This is a genomic window from Rathayibacter sp. VKM Ac-2929 (assembly GCF_022815495.1).
In the GTDB taxonomy this organism is placed as follows: domain Bacteria; phylum Actinomycetota; class Actinomycetes; order Actinomycetales; family Microbacteriaceae; genus Rathayibacter; species Rathayibacter festucae.
Genome location: NZ_JALGRV010000003.1, coordinates 653219 through 672547, shown reverse-complemented (window position 1 = coordinate 672547; position 19329 = coordinate 653219). Strand labels below are relative to the sequence as shown.

Genomic DNA, 19329 nt, shown 5'->3' with positions numbered 1-19329 from the left:
CCAGAACGAGTGGCAACGCACTAAATACCGGCTTTTAGGCGCGTTTCGGAGGTCGAAAGGATACTAATCGGCGCAAAAGTGTTTACACCCCGGAAACCTCCGGAGACGCGCACGAAACAGAGAAGGCGCAATTCTGTATACCGACAGCACCACGGACACCCACTCGAACGGAGGCGGCGCGATGGGCCCCTACCTCGTCAGACGACTCGCCCAGGGTCTCGCGACGATCTTCGCCGTCGTCACGATCGCGTTCGGCCTGGGCCGCCTCAGCGGCAGCCCCGCGGCGCTCCTGCTCACCGAGAACGCGACACCCGAGCAGATCGCCGACCTGAACCAGCGCCTCGGCTTCGACCTGCCGCTCTGGCAGCAGTACCTCCGCTACCTCGGCGGGCTCCTCACCGGCGACTTCGGCGACTCCTACCGTCAGGCGGGCGTCTCGTCGATGCAGCTGGTGCTCGAGCGGCTGCCCGCATCGCTCTCGCTCGGCGCGGTCGGCCTGCTGCTCGGGCTGGCGCTCGCACTGGTCGCCGGAGTCGTCATCCAGCTCACCCGCTCCCGCGGGCTCCGCGCCCTCTCGCTCGGCCTCGGCTCGACCCGCCAGGCGATCCCCGACTTCTTCTTCGGCCTGCTGCTGGTGCTGGTGCTGTCGGTCTGGCTGGGCCTGCTGCCCTCGCTCGGCAACCGGGATCCGCTGGCGATCATCATGCCGGCGCTCACCATCGCGACGGGTCAGTTCGTGCTCTACACGCGCCTGCTCGACAACGCGCTGACCGAGCAGTCGACGCAGGACTACGCCCGCACCGCCTTCGCCCGGGGCGAGAACCGCTTCCGCGTGGTCGTCGGCGAGCTGCTCCCGAACGCGTTCCTCCCCGTGCTCACGGTCGCCGGCATCAGCCTCGGCTCGTTCCTCGGCGGCCTGGTGATCGTCGAGAACGTCTTCGCCTGGCCCGGGATGGGGCAGCTGATGCTCGGCGCGGTCTACTCCCGCGACTTCCCGGTCGTCCAGTCGGGTCTGATCGTCGTCGCCCTGCTGTTCATCCTCGCCAACCTGCTCGTCGACGTCGTCTCCGGGCTCATCGATCCCCGAGTGAGGCTCGCATGACCACCACCGAGATCATCCGCACCGGCGCCCTGCGCGCCGGCATCACCACGGCCTTCGCCCGCGGTCGCCGCGTTCCCGCGCTGCAGGTCCTCGGGGCGGCGATGGTCGGCTCGATCGTCCTCTTCTCGCTCGTGTATCCGCTGCTGCCGGGCTACGACCCGTTCGCGCAGGACCTCTCGAGCGTCCTCGCCGCGCCGGGCGCGTTCGCCGAGCACTGGCTGGGCACGGACGCGCTCGGGCGGGACGAGGCCAGTCGGCTCGCGCTCGCCGGCCGGGTCACCCTCGGGATCGTCCTGCTGATCGTGGTCGTCAACAGCCTCGTCGGCATGGCCGTCGGCACCTGGTCGGGCTACGTCGGCGGCAGGACCGACAACGTGCTGATGGGGCTCGCCGACATCCAGCTCGCGATGCCCGTGATCCTGGTGCTGATCGCCCTCGCCGCCTCGCTCGGCCCGAGCGTCTGGCTGATGATCACGGTGCTCGCCGCCACCTATTGGGTCGGATACGCGAGGGTCGCCCGGAGCACCGCGATGGCGCTGCGCGACCGCGACTTCGTGCTCGCACCGCGCCTGCAGGGAGCGGGCGGGCTGTGGACCGTGCGGCGGCACATCGTGCCGAACGTCGCGGTGCAGATGATGATCCTCGCCTCCAGCGACATCGGCGCGGTCATGCTGCTGACCTCCTCCTTCGACTTCCTCGGTCTCGGCGTGCAGGCGCCGACACCGAGCTGGGGCCTGATGATCAGCGAGGGCCAGGACTACGTCCGCCAGGCGCCGCACCTCGCGATCATCCCCGGCGTCGCGATCTTCCTCACGGTCGCCGGCACCAACCTGCTGAGCCAGCGCTTCACCGCCGAGGGCTCGGCCACCACTGTCCGACGCACGTCACGACGATCCGTGAAGCGGAGCCTCCGATGACCACCACCGCCTCCCCCGAGGACCGTGCGGTCCTCCTCGACGTCCGGAGCCTCAGCGTCGGCTACACCGACGAGCACGGCGACACCGTCGTCCTCGTCGACCGCGTCTCCTTCACCCTGCACGAGCGGGAGGTGCTCTGCCTCGTGGGCGAGTCGGGCTCGGGCAAGAGCGTCACGATGCTCGCCGTGCTCGGCCTGCTGCCCGAGGGCCTGGAAGTGCTCGACGGCACCGTGCACTACCGCGGCCGCGACGTCCTCGGGATGCCGGAGCCCGAGCTGCGGGGTCTGCGCGGCAGCGAGCTCGCGATGATCTTCCAGGACCCGATGACGGCGCTCAACCCGGTCAAGCGGGTGGGCGGTCAGATCGGGCGGGCCCTCCGGGTGCACGACCGCGCGCTCGGGCACGCCGAGGTGCGCCGCCGCGTGACGGGACTGCTGACCGATGTCGGGGTCCCCGAGCCGGAGCAGCGCGCTCGCCAGTACCCGCACCAGTGGTCGGGAGGCATGCGGCAGCGCGCCGTCATCGCGATGGCGATGGCCAACGAGCCCTCGGTGCTCATCGCCGACGAGCCGACGACCGCGCTGGACGTGACGATCCAGGCGCAGATCATGACCGTCCTCGGCACCGTGCGGGCGAAGACCGACGCGGCGATGGTGCTCATCACGCACGATCTCGGCCTCGTGGCCGAGGTCGCCGATGCGGTCTGCATCCTCTACTCCGGTCGCGTGGTCGAGCGGGGCTCGGTCTGGGACGTCTTCGGCCGGCCCGCGCACCCGTACACGGCGGGGCTGCTCGGCAGCCTGCTCTCGGCCGAGCGCGACTCCGGCGATCGGGTCTACGCGATCCCGGGCTCGCCGCCGTCGCCGCAGAACCGCCCCCGCGGCTGCCCTTTCGCTCCGCGCTGCGAGCTGCCCGCGAAATCCGAGCTCTGCACACAGCTCGAGCCGCTGCTCGAGGACCTCGGCCGCGACCGCTGGGCCGCCTGCCACTACGCGCAGCAGACCCCGCGCTTCGCCGCGGAGGTGACCGCGTGAGCGCCCCGGCACTGAAGGACGCCGTGCTGAAGGTCGACGACCTGCACGTGCGGTTCACCCAGCGCACGGGCCTGCGCTCGCGCCGCGTGATCGAGGCCGTCAAGGGCGTGTCGTTCGAGCTCGCGCGCGGCGAGACCCTGGGGCTGGTCGGCGAGTCCGGCTGCGGCAAGTCGACCCTCGTCCGCACGGTCTTCGGCCTGAACCCGGTGGCGAGCGGCTCGATCGAGGTGCTCGGGCGCCGGCTCGACACCCTCTCCAGCCGCGAGCGCCGGAGCGTGCAGAACCGGATGCAGCTGGTGTTCCAGGATCCGTACTCGGCCCTGAACCCGAGGCTGACGGCGCACGAGATCGTGGCGGAGCCGCTGCGCATCGCCGGCCGCTACTCCCGCGACCGCGTGGTCTCGCTCCTCGACGACGTCGGCCTCGGGACCGACGCGCTGGAGCGGCGTCCCGGCCAGTTCTCGGGCGGACAGCGCCAGCGGATCGGCATCGCCCGTGCTCTGGCGCTCGAGCCCGACGTGCTGGTGCTCGACGAGCCCGTCTCCGCCCTGGACGTGTCGGTGCAGGCGCAGGTCATCAACCTGCTCAAGGACCTGCAGGCCGCCCGCGGGCTCTCCTATCTCTTCATCGCCCACGACCTGGCGGTGGTGCGCTACCTCTCCGATCGGGTCGCGGTGATGAACCGCGGCGAGTTCGTCGAGGTCGGCACCCGCGATCAGGTGTTCGGCGCCCCCGCGCACCCCTACACGCGCTCGCTCCTCGACTCCATCCCTCTCTCCGATCCCCGGCAGCGGCCGAACGCGCCGGCCGCCTCCCCTCAGCCCGTCTCCACCCTCAGCGAAGGAACCCACCGCTCATGACCCGGAACCGCGCCACCTCGACCCTCGCCCTCACGACGATCGCCCTCGCGATCGCCGCTCTCACCGGCTGCTCGGGAGCCTCGAGCGCCTCGGCCGACCGCGACCTCGTCATCGGCCAGGTGGCCGAGCCGGAGAGCGCGCCCGACCCGATCATGGACGGGTCGCTCGCGGGCTACAACTACTACTACAACGTCTTCGACCAGCTGACGAAGCTCGATGCGGACGGGGCGATCGAGCCCTCACTCGCCACCGAGTGGACGCCGAGCGAGGACCTCACGACGTGGACGTTCACGCTCCGCGACGACGCGACGTTCTCGAACGGCGACCCGGTCACGGCCGGCGACGTGGCGTTCACGTACAGCACGATCCTGGCCTCGCCGGACTCCGACAACCTCGGCTACATGGGCGTCCTCCAGTCGGTCGAGGCGACCGACGACACCACCGTCGTCTTCACCCTGAACGCCCCGTTCTCGCCGTGGCCCTCGATCACCACCGCGATCTCGATCGTGCCCGAATCGGTCTACACCGAGCTCGGCTCCGAGGGCTTCGCCGCCGCTCCCGTCGGCAGCGGGCCGTTCCGCTTCGTCAGCTACACCCGCGGCGTCGAGTACGTCATCGAGCGGAACCCCGACTACTGGGGCGAGGAGCCCGAGGTCGAGAAGGTCACCTTCCAGACCGTCGGCGACTCCGACGCACGGCTGAACGGCGTCTCGTCGGGAAGCCTCGACATCGCCCTCATCTCGCCCAACCAGGTCGACTCGCTGAGCGGGAGCGGTGTCGACGTCGCCTCGCGCACGGCGAACGGCGTCACCTTCCTCGGGATGAACTCGAGCACCGGAGTGCTCGCCGACCCCCGCATCCGCCAGGCGATCGGGCTGGCCATCGACAAGCAGTCCCTGGTCGACGGCGTCCTCAGCGGCCGCGCGGTCCCGAACGACCAGATCGTGGCGCCGGACGTGGCGGGCTACGCCGACCTCGACGCCACCGAGTACGACCCCGACGCCGCGAAGGCGCTGCTCGCCGAGGCCGGCTACTCGGGCGAGACCATCCCTCTCCAGTACGCGACGGAGGGGCGCATCCCCCTGTCGTCCGAGATCGCCCAGGCGATCGGCGGCTACCTCGAGGCGGCGGGCATGACGGTCGAGCTGAAGGGCACCGACCAGGCGAGCCTGTCGAACATCATCTACGGCACCGTCTCGGTCGAGGGGCTCTATCTCAACACCTGGGCGCCGTCGACGATGGACGGCGACATGCCGGCCACGAACCTCTTCGCCGGCGGCCAGAACGACTACGCGAAGTCGCCCGAGCTCGCCGCCCTGGTCGAGGAGCAGCGGACCGTGACCGGCGACGAGCGCACCGCGGTGTTCGGCGAGATCGCGCAGACCAACATCGACAACGCCTTCATCGCACCACTGTTCACCCCGGACGCCGACTACGCGGTCGCCCCCGGCCTCGACTGGACGCCCCGCGCCGACGGCGAGTACGTGCTGAGCGACGTGACGTTCGCCGACTGACCCGTGACCACCACTCCTCGCATCCGAAAGGCTCCGCCCATGCCGCACTCCACGCTCCTCCGCGACGTCCGCCCCTGGGGCGGCGAGGCACGCGACGTCGTCGTCGACGAGACCGGGATCGTCGCGATCACCGCGGTCGGCGAGGGGGCACCCGGCGAGGTCGACGCGGTGATCGAGGGGCGTGACGGGATCCTGATCCCCTCCTTCTCCGACGTGCACGTGCACCTCGACTCGACGCGGCTCGGCTTGCCCTTCCGGCCGCGCACCGGCGAGGAGGGACGCTGGGGCCGGATCATGAACGACCGCGCGCACTGGCGCAGCGCCGAGGCGCCGGTCGCCGACCGCGCGACCGCGACCCTCCGGACGATGATCGAGAAGGGGGCGACCCGGGTCCGCAGCCACGCCCAGGTGGACGCCGACTCCGGGCTCGAGAAGTTCGAGGGCGTGCTCGCCGCCCGCGAGGCGCACCGCGACCGCAGCGACGTCGAGATCGTGGTCTTCCCCCAGGTCGGCGTCTTCGTCGAGCCCGGAGTGGTCGAGCTGCTCGACGAGGCCCTCTCCCTCGGCGGCGACCTGATCGGCGGCATCGACCCGTGCGAGATCGACCGCGACCCGGTCCGCCACCTCGACGCCGTCTTCGCCCTCGCGGAGAAGCACGACGTCGGACTCGACATCCACCTGCACGAGCGCGGCTCCCTCGGGCTCTTCTCGATGGACCTGATCGCCGAGCGGATCCGCGCACACGGACTCCAGGGCAGAGTCTCGATCTCGCACGCGTTCGCCCTGTCGTCACCCGCCCGGGGAGTGGCCGCCGCCATCGAGACACTCGCGTCGCTCGATGTGGCGCTGACGACGATCGCGCCCGGCCACGGCGCCGAGCTCCCCCTGCTCGACCTCCTCGCCGCCGGGGTGCGCGTCGGCCTCGGCATGGACGGCCAGCGCGACTACTGGTCCCCGTGGGGCAACGGCGACATGCTCGAGCGGGCGTTCCTCCTGTCCCACGGCCAGGGCTTCGACAACGACATCGACATCGAGCACGCGCTCGCGGTCGCGACCTGGGGCGGCGCGTCGGTCATCGACGGCGGGCTGCACCGGCTCGCCTCCGTCGCCGACCGCCCGGGACTCGCGGTGGGCGACCCCTCCGAGCTCGTCGTCCTGCGGGGCGACACTCCCACCGCCGCCGTGATGGACCGCGACCCGGACCGCCTGGTGCTGCACCGCGGCCGGCTCGTCGCCGCGGGCGGCGCCCTCGTCTGACCCCTGCAGGGGCGCACCCCTGCTGGTCGAGCAGCCGCGGAGCGGCTTCCTCATGGCCCGCCCCCTCCTCCGGGAGGCGGCGGGTCCTCGGCGTTAATGCACGATCGTTACCGAAGTCGCTCCGGCGCTGTTGCGTCACAAGAATTGTTCACGGTAACATTTTGCCCAGGACGCACCCGGACGTGTCACTTCACGACGGGCGTCCACCGCACATCCTGCACTCACTGCACCTCGGGCGCCAGGCCCGCACTGCACTCATCACATCCGGGCCCCTGGGCCCGCACCCACGGGCGCTCCCGCGCGTCCGTGATCTCAAGGAGGAGATCCATGTACAACACGAGGCGTTTCGGCCAGTTCCTCGGTTTCGCAGCAGTCGGCGCACTCGCGCTCGGCCTCGCCGGCTGCTCCGGCGGCTCGGACACGGCCGCCGGCGGCGGAGGCGACGACGTCACCACCATCGGCTTCGTGGCCGTCGGCCCCGAGGGCGCGTGGCGTCAGGCGAACGAGACCAACATCGAGGAGACGTTCACCGCCGACGCGGGCTACGACCTCAAGTACGCCCCCGCCACCAACGGCGACCAGAAGTCGCAGATCGACTCCTTCACGTCCTTCGTGGACGAGGGCGTCGACATCATCCTGCTGTCGGCCACCGAGGGCTCCGGCTGGGAGGACTCGCTCGAGCGCGCTCAGGAGGCCGAGATCCCGGTCATCCTGATCGACCGCGGCATCGAGCCGGACAACAGCGACCTCTACGTCACCCGCATCGCGCCGGACAACATCGCGGTCAGCACCTCGGTCGCCGACTGGGCGAAGACCGCCTTCCCCGACGGCGCCAAGTACTTCACCCTCGAGGGCCCCGCCGGTGTCTCGGTCGTCAACGAGCGCAACGAGGGCTGGGACGAGGTCATCGGCGCCGACTCCGCCTTCACCAAGGTCGGCGCGCAGACCGCCAACTGGTCCACCGAGGAGGCCAAGAGCGTCTTCGAGACCGTCCTGAAGTCGAACAACAACGACGTCCAGATGGTCTTCGCCCAGAACGACGAGATGGGTCTCGGCGCGGTCCAGGCCGTCCAGGAGGCCGGCCTCACCCCGGGCGTCGACGTCAAGATCGCCACGATCGACGGCACCAAGAACGCCCTGCAGGCCCTCGCCGACGGTGAGCTCAGCTTCGTCGCCGAGTACAACCCGCTCTTCGGCGAGACCGCCCTCGACGCCGTCGAGAAGACCCTCGCCGGCGAGACCGTCGAGTCCTCGATCGTCGTCCCGAGCGAGACCTTCGACTCGCCCGAGGCCGCGGCGACCGCCCTGCCCGACCGCAAGTTCTAAGCACCACCCCCCTCCGGAGCGACCGGGACCCCACCGCGGGTCCCGGTCGCTCCCACCTCCGGCGCAGAGCAGCGCCACTCGAGAACGGAACGACGCGACATGGCGGATTCGCCTCCGATCGTCGAGATGAAGAACATCTCGATCAGCTTCCCCGGCGTCAAAGCCCTCGACGGTGTCGACTTCCGCCTGTTCCCGGGCGAGGTCCACACCCTCATGGGCGAGAACGGCGCCGGCAAGTCCACCCTCATCAAGGCGCTGACCGGCGTCTACAAGATCGACAGCGGCGAGATCGTCGTCGGAGGGACGCCCCGGCGCCTTGCCGGCACCGCGGACGCGCAGGCGGCCGGCATCTCGACCGTCTACCAGGAGGTCAACCTCTGCACCAACCTCAGCATCGGCGAGAACGTCATGCTGGGCTACGAGGTGCGCGGTCCCTTCGGCATCAACTGGCGGGCGACCCACGACGCCGCGAAGCGCGCCCTCGAGCGCCTCGGCCTCGGCCACCTCGACCCGCGCCGCCCGCTCTCCTCGCTCTCCATCGCGATGCAGCAGCTGGTCGCGATCAGCCGCTCCACGGTGAGCGACTCGCGCGTGCTCATCCTCGACGAGCCGACCTCGAGCCTGGACGCGAACGAGGTCGAGAACCTCTTCGTCGTCATCCGCCGCCTCCGCGCGGAGGGCGTCGCGATCCTCTTCGTCTCGCACTTCCTCGACCAGGTCTACGCGATCAGCGACCGCCTGACCGTGCTGCGCAACGGCACCTACGTGGGCGAGTACCTCACCCACGAGCTGGACCGCACCTCGCTGATCTCCAAGATGATCGGCAAGGACATCGCCGCCCTGCGCTCCCTCGACTCCGAGCGCGCGGACAGCGACCACCTCTACCGCGAGGCCCCGCTCTACACCGCGAAGGGCCTCTCGAAGAAGGGCTCCATCGAGTCCACCGACCTCACGCTGCACCGCGGCGAGGTCGTCGGCTTCGCCGGTCTCCTCGGCTCCGGCCGCACCGAGCTCGCCCGCCTGATCTACGGCGTCGACAAGCCCGACACCGGCGAGATCACGCTGCACGGCAAGAAGATCGACGTCCCGACGCCGACCGCCGGCCTCGCGCACAAGATCGCCTTCTCGAGCGAGAACCGCCGCGACGAGGGCATCATCCGCGACCTCTCGGTCCGGGAGAACCTCATCCTCGCCGTCCAGGCCAAGCGCGGCTGGGCCCGCCCCCTCTCCAAGAAGGAGAAGGACGAGATCGTCGCGAAGTACCTCGTCGAGCTCAACGTGCGCCCCGCCGACCCGGACCGCCCGATCAGCAAGCTCTCCGGCGGCAATCAGCAGAAGGTGCTCCTCGGGCGCTGGCTGGCCACCGCCCCGGAGATCCTCATCCTCGACGAGCCGACCCGCGGCATCGACGTCGGAGCCAAGGCCGAGATCCAGGAGAAGGTCGTCGCCCTGGCCGGCGAGGGCGTCGCCGTGGTCTTCATCTCGTCCGAGCTCGACGAGGTCGTCCGCCTCAGCGACCGCATCATCGTCCTCAAGGACCACCGCGTGATCGCGGAGATCCTCAACGGACCCGCTGTCACTGCGGAGTCGATCGTCACTACCATCGCCGCAGAGGGAGTCGTCGACGAGGACGTCGTCGTTCTCGAAGGCGCCACGCAGGAGGCCGCATCATGAGCAGCGACACGCGACCGGACCGGGGCTCGCTCCTCGCGAGCCTGATCCGCCGTCAGTACTTCTGGGGAGCGGTGGCCATCGTGCTGCTGCTGCTCGTCAACGTCGTCAAGGACCCGAGCTACCTCGGCGTCACCGTCAGTCCGACCACGGGCTACCTCGTCGGCAACGTGATCGACATCGCCCGCGCCGCCGCCCCGATCCTGATGATCGCGGTCGGCATGTGCCTGGTGGTCGCGACCGGCGGCATCGACCTCTCGGTCGGCTCGATCATGGTCGTCGCCGGCGCCGTCTCGATGGAGTTCCTCAACGCCCAGGGCGCGCCGGACTCGCTCGGCGCCGCCGCGGCCGCCTTCGGCCTCGCGCTGCTGGTCGCCGGAGTGCTGGGCGCGGTGAACGGCATCCTGGTCTCGGTGGTGGGGCTCCAGCCCTTCATCAGCACGCTCGTCGTGATGCTCGCCGGCCGCGGCCTGGCGAAGGTCATCACGGGCGGCCAGAACACCGCCGCGACGAACGAGCCGTTCCGCTGGCTCGCCAACGGCTACGTCTTCGGACTCCCCGTCGTCTTCCTGCTCGCCATCGCGATCGTCGTGGTCGTCGGGGTCCTGGTGCGCCGCAGCGCGCTCGGCCTGATGATCGAGGCCATCGGCATGGACCCGAAGGCGGCCCGCCTCGCCGGCATCAACCGCCGCGGCCTGCTGATGACCGCCTACATCGGCTCCGGCGTGCTCGCCGGCGTCGCGGGCGTCTTCGCCACCGCGAGCGTGATGACGGTCGACGTCTCGCGCACCGGCTACCAGCTCGAGCTCGACGCGATCCTCGCGGTCGTGGTCGGCGGCACCTCCCTCGCGGGCGGCAAGTTCAACATCACCGGAGCGGCCGTCGGAGCGATCCTGATCGCCACCCTCGACAAGACGGTCGTCTTCCTCGGCGTCTCGTCCTCGGCGACGCCCGCCTTCAAGGCGATCGTCATCGTCGCCCTGTGCCTGCTGCAGTCGGAGCGGGTCCGCTCCGCCTTCAAGAACCGTCGCGAGGCGCGCCGCAGCGTCCCGCAGAAAGAGGCGATCCCCGCATGAGCGCCGTGCTGACCCGACCCGCCCCGCCGGCGAAGTCGAACCGCTCCTCCGCCACCTCGTGGCTGAGCCAGCACCTCGACAAGCTGCCGACCCTCGCCGCCCTGGTCATCTTCCTGGGCATGATCGTCTACGGCGAGGTCGCCTACGGGCGCATCCTGCAGGCGAGCACGATCTCGAACCTGCTGATCAACAACGCGCACCTGATCATCCTCGCCGTGGGCCTCACCTTCGTGATCCTCACCGGCGGCATCGACCTCTCGGTCGGCGCGGTGATCGCCTTCAGCAGCGTGAGCGGCGTGCTGCTCATCAACAGCGGCTGGAACCCCTGGCTCGTGATGCTGCTGATGGTGCTGATCGGCTCCGCGTTCGGCCTGATCTCGGGCGTGCTCATCCAGTACTTCAACGTCCAGCCGTTCATCGCGACCCTCGCGATGATGTTCCTGGCCCGCGGTCTCGCCTCGATGCTGAGCACGGTCCCGGAGCGCCTCCCCGAGGACTCGGCCGTGCTGTCGCTCGCGACGCCGATGAAGCTGATCGACGGACCGAAGGTCAACGACTTCGTGATCAGCCCCGGCGTGATCATCGCCGTGCTCGTCGTCGCCGCCGCGTTCTTCGTGCTGCACCGCACCCGCCTCGGCCGGACGGTCTACGCGATGGGCGGCTCGGAGCCGTCGGCCGCGCTGATGGGCCTGCCCGTCGTCCGGACCAAGCTGCTCATCTACGTGATCAGCGGCACCCTCGCGGGCCTCGCCGGCGTGGTCTACACCGCCCGCCTCGGCAGCGCGCAGAACATCACCGGCACCGGCTGGGAGCTCGACGCCATCGCGGCGACCGTCATCGGCGGCACGCTGCTCACCGGCGGCGTCGGCTTCGTCCTCGGCTCGGTGATCGGCGCCCTGGTCCTCGGCCTGATGAACGTCCTGATCACCCGCGACGGCGGCATCCCGCCCGAGGCGACCACCATCATCACCGGCGGCATCCTGCTCGTCTTCGTGCTCCTGCAGCGCGCAGTGATGGCCCGCAACCGGACCTGACGCCCGCCGCCCGACGCCCCGCGCCAGCCTTCGACCATACCCCCTTGTCTGCTTTGACAAGGGGGTATGGTCCGCTACCGTGGCCAAGGAAGTCAAGCAGCGCGAGGTCGAGCGGTTCCTCGAGTCCTGCGGATGGCGACTCCTCCGCGAGAAGGGTCCGCACAACGTCTGGGGCTCCCCGGACGGCACGCAGGTCCTCGCGATCCCGCGGCACGGCAAGGTGTCTCCGGGAGTCGTCCGCCAGGTCATCAGGGCCCAGCCGGGCAGTCCGGCGGGCTGGCGATGACGGACCGCAACAGGAGCGAACGGCATCGCGGGGAGAGGAGGAGGGCGTCATGACCAGCACGGACCTGCTGCGCACCACGGAGCGCTCGTTCGACGCCGTGGTGACCCGGGAGGGCCGCTGGTGGATGATCCACGTCCCCGCCCTCGACGCGGTGACGCAGGCGCGGTCGCTCCGAGAGGTGCCCGCCATGGCGACCGGTGTCGTCTCGGCCCTCCTCGACGTCGAGGAGGAGGAGCTGACGATCCGCCTCTCCTACGAGCTGCCCGCCGAGGTCGCGACCGCGTGGCACGAGGCGGAGACTCTGCGCACGCAGGCCGAGGAGGCCGAGGACCGCGCCGCCGCCCTGCGCCGTGAGGCCGTCCGCACCCTCCTCAGCACGACGCACATGAGCCAGGCCGACGCCGGCGTGATGCTCGGCCTCTCGAAGCAGCGCGTCCAGCAGCTCGCGTCCTGAGCGCCGCTCGGACCCCGCTGCGCCGCGCTCGGCGCGCGATCGAAGGGCGTGAAACGCGCGAGGAATGCCCGTCGCGTTGACGTCAACATCGTGTTACCGTGAACATCTCCGGTGCACGCCGGACCCTTTCCCTTCAGCAATGGTGCCGAACCAGGAGTTAGTGCGATGAAGCCCTTCCTACGACCGGTCGTCCTCGTGACGGCGCTCGCGCTCACCGTCCCGCTGCTGACGGCGCAGTCCGCCGCAGCCGCTCCGGCCGACGATCTCGTCCTCCGCTACGCGCTCGACGCGACCAGCGGCACGACCGCCGTCGACAGCTCCGGCAAGGGCCGCGACGGCGTCCTCTCCGGCGGCGCGGTCGCCTCGGGCGCCGCGGGCGTGACGCTCGACGGCGTCGACGACTTCGTCAAGCTGCCCGACGACGTGCTGGCCGGCCTCAGCTCGATCACCGTGAGCACCGAGGTCCTGGTGAAGCCCTCGCAGGGCACCCCGTACTTCATCTGGGGCCTCGGCAACACCACGAACAGCGCCGGCAACGGCTACCTGTACACGACGGGCAACAGCTACAAGGCCTCGATCGCCACCGGCAACTGGACCACCGAGCAGACCGTGAACTCGGGCGCCGACCTCGCCCGCGGGGTCTGGAAGACGCTCACCTACACGCTCGACGACGCCTCCGACACCGCGCGGCTCTACCTCGACGGCACCCAGGTCGCGCAGCAGACCGGCGTGACCATCACCCCCGGCGAGATCGGCGCCGGCAGCACCACCGCGAACGCGATCGGGCGCTCGGTCTACACCGGCGACAAGTTCCTGGCCGGCTCGGTGCGCGACTTCCGCATCTACAGCAGCGCGCTCAGCGCCGCCGACGTCGCGACCCTCCAGGCGAGTGACGCCACCCGCACCACCCGCGACGCCGCCGCGCTGACCCTCGGCGACCTCTCCGCCGTCACCGCGAACCTGACCCTGCCGACCACCGGGCCCAACGGCTCCGCGATCGCCTGGTCCTCCAGCAACGCCGCCGTCGTCTCCTCGAGCGGAGTCATCACCCGGCCCGCCACGGGCAGCGCCCAGGCCGTGCTCACCGCGACCGTCACCCGCGGCTCCGCGACGCAGACCCGCACCTTCACCGCGACCGTGCCCGCGCAGGACGCGAACGCCGACGCGCAGAAGGCGCTCGACGCGCTGAGCATCGTCAACGCCGGCGACGTCCGCGGCAACGTGACGCTGCCCGCGAAGGCCGGCTCCTACGACGTGACCTGGGCCTCCTCGAACGCCGCCGTCGTGAGCACCACCGGCGTCGTGAAGCGCCAGGCCGCCTCGACCCCCGTCACCCTCACCGCGACCGTCGCCGGCACCACCGCCACCCGGCAGCTCCCGGTCACCGTGACCGCCGCGCCCGCGGACCTCGACACCGCGTACGACGCCGGCTACCTCTGGACCCACTTCGCCTCGACCGACTACGAGAAGATCTACTTCGGCTCCAGCACCGACGGCCTGCACTGGTCGAAGCTCAACAACGACAAGGCCGTGCTCGCCAACCTCGCCGGAACGCTCGGCGTCCGCGACCCGCACCTCGTCCGCTCCCCCACCGGCGACGAGTACTGGATCCTCGGCACCGATCTGCACGCCGAGGGCACCGCCGGCGGCGGCTCCTGGGACCAGGTGAACGCCAGCCAGAAGCTCGTCGTCTGGCGCTCCACCGACCTCGTGACCTGGGGCCAGCAGAACCTCGTCTTCGCCGGCGCGCCGAACGCGGGCAACGTCTGGGCGCCCGAGGCGATCTGGGACGAGGCCACCGGCCAGTACTACGTCTACTGGTCCGGCCGCGACAAGACGCAGGTGAGCACCGACGACTGGGCGCTGCGCGTCTACGTCTCCACCACCCGCGACTTCCAGACCTTCTCCACCCCGAAGGTGTGGCTCGACGAGAACTCGTCGACGAACAACGCCGACGGCCCGAACATCATCGACACCACCATCGCCGTCGAGAACGGCGTCTACTACCGCTTCTCCACCTCCGACTGGCGCACCGTCGTCGACAAGGCCTCGAGCCTCGCCGGCCCGTGGACCCGCGTGATCGCCCGCGGCGAGGAGACCTCCCGCGGCCTCGCCGACCACCTCGAGGGCCTCACCGTCTACCAGCTGCCCGACGGCCGCTGGGTCGTGATGGGCGACTCGTTCGGCTACTCCGCGTACGTCACCGACACCCTCGCGGACATGCGGTTCACCGCGCTGCCGGTGGGCACGACCGGAGCGAACACGTACTCGTTCTCCAAGCCCTTCCGCCACGGCTCGGTGCTGCGGCTCTCCAGCGCCGAGGAGGCCCGCCTGACCGCGGCCTACGGCGGCACGACCACCGGACCGACCCCGAAGCCGGTGAACGCGAAGGGCGAGATCCTCCGCTACACCTTCGACGGCGGCTCCGGCACGACCGTCACCGACAGCTCGGGCAACGGCCAGAACGCGACGATCGTCTCGGGCGGCGCCTGGCAGACCGGCTCGGTGAAGCTCGACGGCACCGACGACTACATCAAGCTGCCGGACAGCCTGCTCGCCGGCGTCACCGACGTCACCGTGCAGACCGAGGTCTGGATCGACCCCGCGCAGAGCGGCGCGTACTTCCTCTACGGCCTCGGCAACACCACCAACGGAGCGGGCGACGGCTACCTCTTCACCTCCGGCAACAACTACCGCACCAGCCTCACCACCGGGAACTACACCACCGAGCAGACCGTCTCCTCCGGCTCGGCCGTGCCCCGCGGGCAGTGGGCGCAGCTGACCTACACGCTCTCCGGCACCACCGCGACGCTCTACCTCGACGGCGTCCGCGTCGGCGGCGGCACCGTCACGGCCGACCCGAAGGACATCGGCGGCGGCACGACCACGGCGAACTCCATCGGCCGCTCGAACTACGACGCCGACAACCGCTTCCGCGGCCAGGTCCGCGAGTTCGCCCTCTACAACCGGGCGCTGAGCTCGGCGGAGGTGCTCGCCTCCTCCGGCAACACCACCGTGCTGGCCGATGTGACGCTCACCGGCGACGTGCTGAAGACCGCACCGATCGTCGACCAGGCGACCCGCACCGTCACCCTCCCGGTGAAGCCCGGCACAGACCGCTCGAAGCTGACCGCCACCTACTCGACCGCCGCGGGCGTCACCGCGAGCCCCGCCTCCGGCACCGTCCGCGACCTGCGCACCCCGCAGACCGTCGTGCTGGCCCCGGCCGGCGGCGGAGCGACCACCACCTGGACGCTCAAGGCCGTCGAGATGAAGAGCCCCGTCCTCCCCGGCCTCTACGCCGACCCGAACATCGCGGTCTTCGGCGACACCTACTACCTCTACGCGACCTCCGACGGCTTCCCCGGCTGGGGCGGCAAGACCTTCTACGCCTGGTCCTCGAAGAACCTCGTCGACTGGACCCGCTCCGCGCAGCCGATCCTGACCCTGGACGGCGCGAACGGGAACGTCCCGTGGGCGACCGGCAACGCTTGGGCGCCGACGATCATCGAGAAGGGCGGGAAGTACTACTTCTACTTCTCCGGCCACAATGCCGCGCTCGACCGCAAGACCATCGGAGTCGCGGTCGCGTCGAACCCGATGGGCCCGTTCACCGCGCAGCAGTCCCCGATGATCACCAACGGCGAGTCCGTGAAGTCCGGCCAGGCCATCGACCCGGCCGCGTTCACCGACCCGGCCACCGGCAAGAGCTACCTCTTCTGGGGCAACGGCGCACCCGTGTACGCCGAGCTCTCGGACGACATGCTCTCGGTCAAGGCGGGGACCATCAAGACGATCTCGGGCCTCACGGACTTCCGCGAGGGCGCGTTCATGAACCACCGCAACGGGCTCTACCACCTGACCTACTCGATCGACGACACCGGCTCCGAGAACTACAAGGTCGGCTACGCGACCTCGACGAGCATCGACGGACCGTGGACGTACCGCGGCGTGATCCTGGAGAAGGACCCCTCGCAGGGCATCCTCGCCACCGGCCACAGCTCGATCGTCAACGTCCCCGGCACCGACGACTGGTACATCGCCTACCACCGCTTCGCCGTCCCCGGCGGAGACGGGCAGCACCGCGAGACCACCATCGACAAGGTGACCTTCGACCCGGCGACCGGCCTGATGCAGAAGGTCGTCCCGACCCTCACCAGCGTCAGCCCGCAGACGGTGCCGACCGCGGCCCCTGCCATCACGGCGACTGCCACGGCGTCGACGCGCTGCGTGCAGGGCAAGGTCGTCCTCTCGGTCGTCGCGACGAACCCGAACGCCTTCCCGGTGAAGATGGTCGTCACCTCGACCTCGGGCTCGAAGACGTTCGAGGAGGTGGCCGCCGGCAAGTCGGTCACCCACTCCTTCACGACCCGCACCGCCGCGCTGCCCGCCGGCTCCGCGACCGCCACGGCCACCGCGTTCGTCGCGGGCAAGCCCGCCACCGCGACGGCCACGGCGCCGTACGCGGCGGCGAGCTGCGGCTGACGCGCTCCCGCCTCCCCACCGACCTCACCGACCACCCGACACCACCGACCCCACACCACTGAACCGGACGGCGACGACGCCGTCTCGAGAACGGAGAACACCCTGATGAACACCCGCTCCTTCCTCCTCCGCGGAACCGCCGGCATCGCCGGAGGCCTGCTCCTGCTCGGCGTCGCCGGCACCGCCTTCGCCGACGAGCAGCAGGGCGCCGAGGACGTCGACGTCAACGTGCAGATCGCACCGCTCACCACACCCGGCTCGCTGTCGATGACGGTCGCGAGCGACTCCACCGCCCTGACCGAGAACGGCTCGAACAGCGTGGCCCGCCAGTTCACGGGCACCCTGCCCACGGTCACCGTGACCGACACCCGCGACGCCGCCGACATCCCGGCCGGCGCCGGCTGGTACGTCCTCGGAACCGCCAGCGACTTCACCTCGTCGACCGGCGACACCATCGGCGCGGAGAACCTCGGCTGGGCCCCGAACCTGATCGACGGCGGCGACTCCGGCCTCGTCGCCGAGGGCGACGTCGTCGACACCGCCCTCGACGGCGGCCCCGACGGCGTCGGCCTCGTCGACCAGGAGCTCCTCGCCATCACCAACGACTCCGCCGGCGTCGCGGAGGAGGGCTCCTGGACCGCGAACGCGGCGCTGACCCTCAAGACCCCGACCACCGTCGACGCGGGCGCCTACAGCTCCACCCTCACCCTCTCCCTCTTCGAGTGACCCGGCGCACGCCGGCCGAGCAGCCGCCGGCGTGCCCCTTCCATGCTGGTCGAGTAGCCGCCGCAGGCGGCGTATCGAGACCCACCCCGCCGAACACGCCGGATCTCGATACGTCCGCTCCGCGGACTACTCGATCAGCATGCAGAGAGCCCGCTCCGCTGCCTCCTCGCTCCGCAGGCAGAGGGCCCGCGTCCCCTCCACCCCGTGAGAACCTGGACTCCCCATGACCTCCGTGCTCCGCGCCCTCCTCGCCGTCCTCGTCGGCGCGCTCGCGCTCTCCGCCGCTCCCCCGGCCCTCGCCGCCGCCGCGACCGACCAGATCACCTGGGCGGTCAGCCCCGCGACCGACGGCGCCGTCGACAAGCGCTCGTGGGTCGAGCTCGACCTCGACCCCGGCGCGACCGCCGACGAGCAGGCCGCGGTCCGCAACCTCAGCGACCAGACCGTCACCTTCCGCATCGACGCGGCCGACGGCTACTTCACCGACAAGGGCCGCTTCAACATGCTCCCCTCGGACCAGGAGTCCGTCGACGCCGGCACCTGGATCACCGCCCCCGAGACCGTCACCGTCGAGCCCGGCGGCACCGGCATCGTCCCCTTCACCGTCTCCGTGCCCGACGACGCGGAGCCCGGCGACCACGCCGCGGGCATCGCCGCCTCCCTCGTCTCCGTCGGCACCGACGTCGGCGGCTCCTCCGTCGGCGTCGAGAGCCGCATCGGCTTCCGCGTGATGACCCGCGTCACCGGCGACGTCGCCCCCGCCGTCGCCGTCGAGAACCTCACCGGCGACTACCGCCTCTCCTGGAACCCCTTCCAGCCCGGCGCCCTCACCGTCACCGCCGACATCGTCAACACCGGCAACGTCCGCCTCCTCCTCGACGGCAGCGCCACCGCCCAGGGCGCGACCGCTCCGCTCGTCGCCGCCGACGCCGCCCAGCAGGAGCTGCTCCCCGGCGACCGCCGCGCCGTCACCCTCCCGCTCGACGACGTCTGGCCCCTCTTCGCCGTCGGCACCGACCTCACCGTCGCGCCGACCGTCGTCACCCCCGACGGCCTCGACCCCGTCGACATCGCCCCGCTCACCGAGTCGACCACCACCGCCGCCGTCCCGCTGCCCCAGCTCGCCGTCCTGCTCGGCCTCGCGCTGATCCTCGCCGCGCTCCTCGCCGGCCGCACCCGCTCCCGCCGCCGCGTCGCCGCCCTCGTCGAGCAGGCCAAGGAGGAGGGCCGCCGCGAGGCCGCCCACCAGCCCTCCTGACCCCGGCCCCGTCCGTCCCCCTCCGCGAGATGCCACTTGTGCACGCTTTTCACGGCGTGTCGCGCTCATAAGTGGCATCTCGCGAGAACTCACACGTCAGCCGGGTGGACGTGGGACCATGCTCGTATGGGTCAGAGGATCGAGCCTCTCATGGCAGGCGCGCCGGAGGAGGACGAGTCGCAGGTCGAGACCGCGTATCTGCTCCACTCCCCGGAGAACGCTCGCCGACTCCTCTCGGCGGTCGCGAGCGCACACTCCGGGGACACCCTGGACCGTGGCCTGCACGAAGCATGACCCGCCTCCTCACCAGGACGACCGTCGACGTCGAC

15 protein-coding genes are annotated in these 19329 nt (G+C 70.8%); all 15 read left to right on the top strand.

The features are described from left to right. Positions 1–181: 181 nt before the first annotated feature. The 15 genes from MT355_RS12185 (at position 182) to MT355_RS12115 (ending at position 19000) form a co-directional block, all read left to right on the top strand. Entirely contained in the window at positions 182–1102 is a 921-nt protein-coding gene (locus MT355_RS12185) for an ABC transporter permease (RefSeq protein ID WP_160086799.1), read from the top strand. Then, positions 1099–2019 (top strand): ABC transporter permease, encoded by a 921-nt coding sequence (locus MT355_RS12180; RefSeq protein ID WP_160086797.1) that lies wholly within the window; start codon positions 1099–1101, stop codon positions 2017–2019. Before MT355_RS12185 ends, MT355_RS12180 begins: the two co-directional genes overlap by 4 nt. Next, positions 2016–3053, top strand: a complete 1038-nt coding sequence (locus tag MT355_RS12175) for an ABC transporter ATP-binding protein (protein ID WP_243599727.1) — start codon at positions 2016–2018, stop codon at positions 3051–3053. Before MT355_RS12180 ends, MT355_RS12175 begins: the two co-directional genes overlap by 4 nt. Then, positions 3050–3913, top strand: coding sequence for an ATP-binding cassette domain-containing protein (locus MT355_RS12170; RefSeq protein ID WP_208543728.1), 864 nt, complete (start codon positions 3050–3052; stop codon positions 3911–3913). Before MT355_RS12175 ends, MT355_RS12170 begins: the two co-directional genes overlap by 4 nt. Then, entirely contained in the window at positions 3910–5427 is a 1518-nt protein-coding gene (locus MT355_RS12165; protein ID WP_160086793.1) for an ABC transporter substrate-binding protein, read from the top strand. Before MT355_RS12170 ends, MT355_RS12165 begins: the two co-directional genes overlap by 4 nt. A gap of 39 nt (positions 5428–5466) precedes the next feature. After that, positions 5467–6684: an amidohydrolase family protein gene (locus tag MT355_RS12160; protein WP_160086791.1), complete on the top strand. Its 1218-nt coding sequence runs from the start codon at positions 5467–5469 to the stop codon at positions 6682–6684. A gap of 327 nt (positions 6685–7011) precedes the next feature. Next, complete coding sequence (locus MT355_RS12155; protein ID WP_123446517.1) at positions 7012–8010, top strand: ABC transporter substrate-binding protein; 999 nt, start codon at positions 7012–7014, stop codon at positions 8008–8010. A gap of 99 nt (positions 8011–8109) precedes the next feature. Next, positions 8110–9684, top strand: coding sequence for a sugar ABC transporter ATP-binding protein (locus MT355_RS12150; RefSeq protein ID WP_243599726.1), 1575 nt, complete (start codon positions 8110–8112; stop codon positions 9682–9684). Further along, positions 9681–10757: an ABC transporter permease gene (locus MT355_RS12145; protein ID WP_127888177.1), complete on the top strand. Its 1077-nt coding sequence runs from the start codon at positions 9681–9683 to the stop codon at positions 10755–10757. Before MT355_RS12150 ends, MT355_RS12145 begins: the two co-directional genes overlap by 4 nt. After that, positions 10754–11791 (top strand): sugar ABC transporter permease, encoded by a 1038-nt coding sequence (locus tag MT355_RS12140; RefSeq protein WP_123446514.1) that lies wholly within the window; start codon positions 10754–10756, stop codon positions 11789–11791. The genes MT355_RS12145 and MT355_RS12140 overlap by 4 nt, the downstream gene beginning before the upstream one ends. A 79-nt stretch (positions 11792–11870) precedes the next feature. Continuing rightward, positions 11871–12077 carry a type II toxin-antitoxin system HicA family toxin gene (locus tag MT355_RS12135; RefSeq protein WP_243599725.1) on the top strand — a complete coding sequence of 69 codons (207 nt, stop codon included), beginning with the start codon at positions 11871–11873 and terminating at the stop codon, positions 12075–12077. A gap of 49 nt (positions 12078–12126) precedes the next feature. Further along, complete coding sequence (locus MT355_RS12130) at positions 12127–12531, top strand: antitoxin HicB (protein ID WP_243599724.1); 405 nt, start codon at positions 12127–12129, stop codon at positions 12529–12531. A gap of 165 nt (positions 12532–12696) precedes the next feature. Beyond that, on the top strand, positions 12697–17016 hold the full coding sequence (locus MT355_RS12125; RefSeq protein WP_243599723.1) for a family 43 glycosylhydrolase: 4320 nt from the start codon (positions 12697–12699) through the stop codon (positions 17014–17016). A 105-nt stretch (positions 17017–17121) separates the two neighbouring features. Continuing rightward, on the top strand, positions 17122–17742 hold the full coding sequence (locus tag MT355_RS12120; protein ID WP_243599722.1) for a hypothetical protein: 621 nt from the start codon (positions 17122–17124) through the stop codon (positions 17740–17742). A 223-nt stretch (positions 17743–17965) separates the two neighbouring features. Further along, a complete protein-coding gene (locus tag MT355_RS12115; protein WP_243599721.1) occupies positions 17966–19000 on the top strand; it encodes a WxL protein peptidoglycan domain-containing protein in 1035 nt (344 codons plus the stop codon). The last annotated feature ends 329 nt before the right edge of the window (positions 19001–19329 follow it).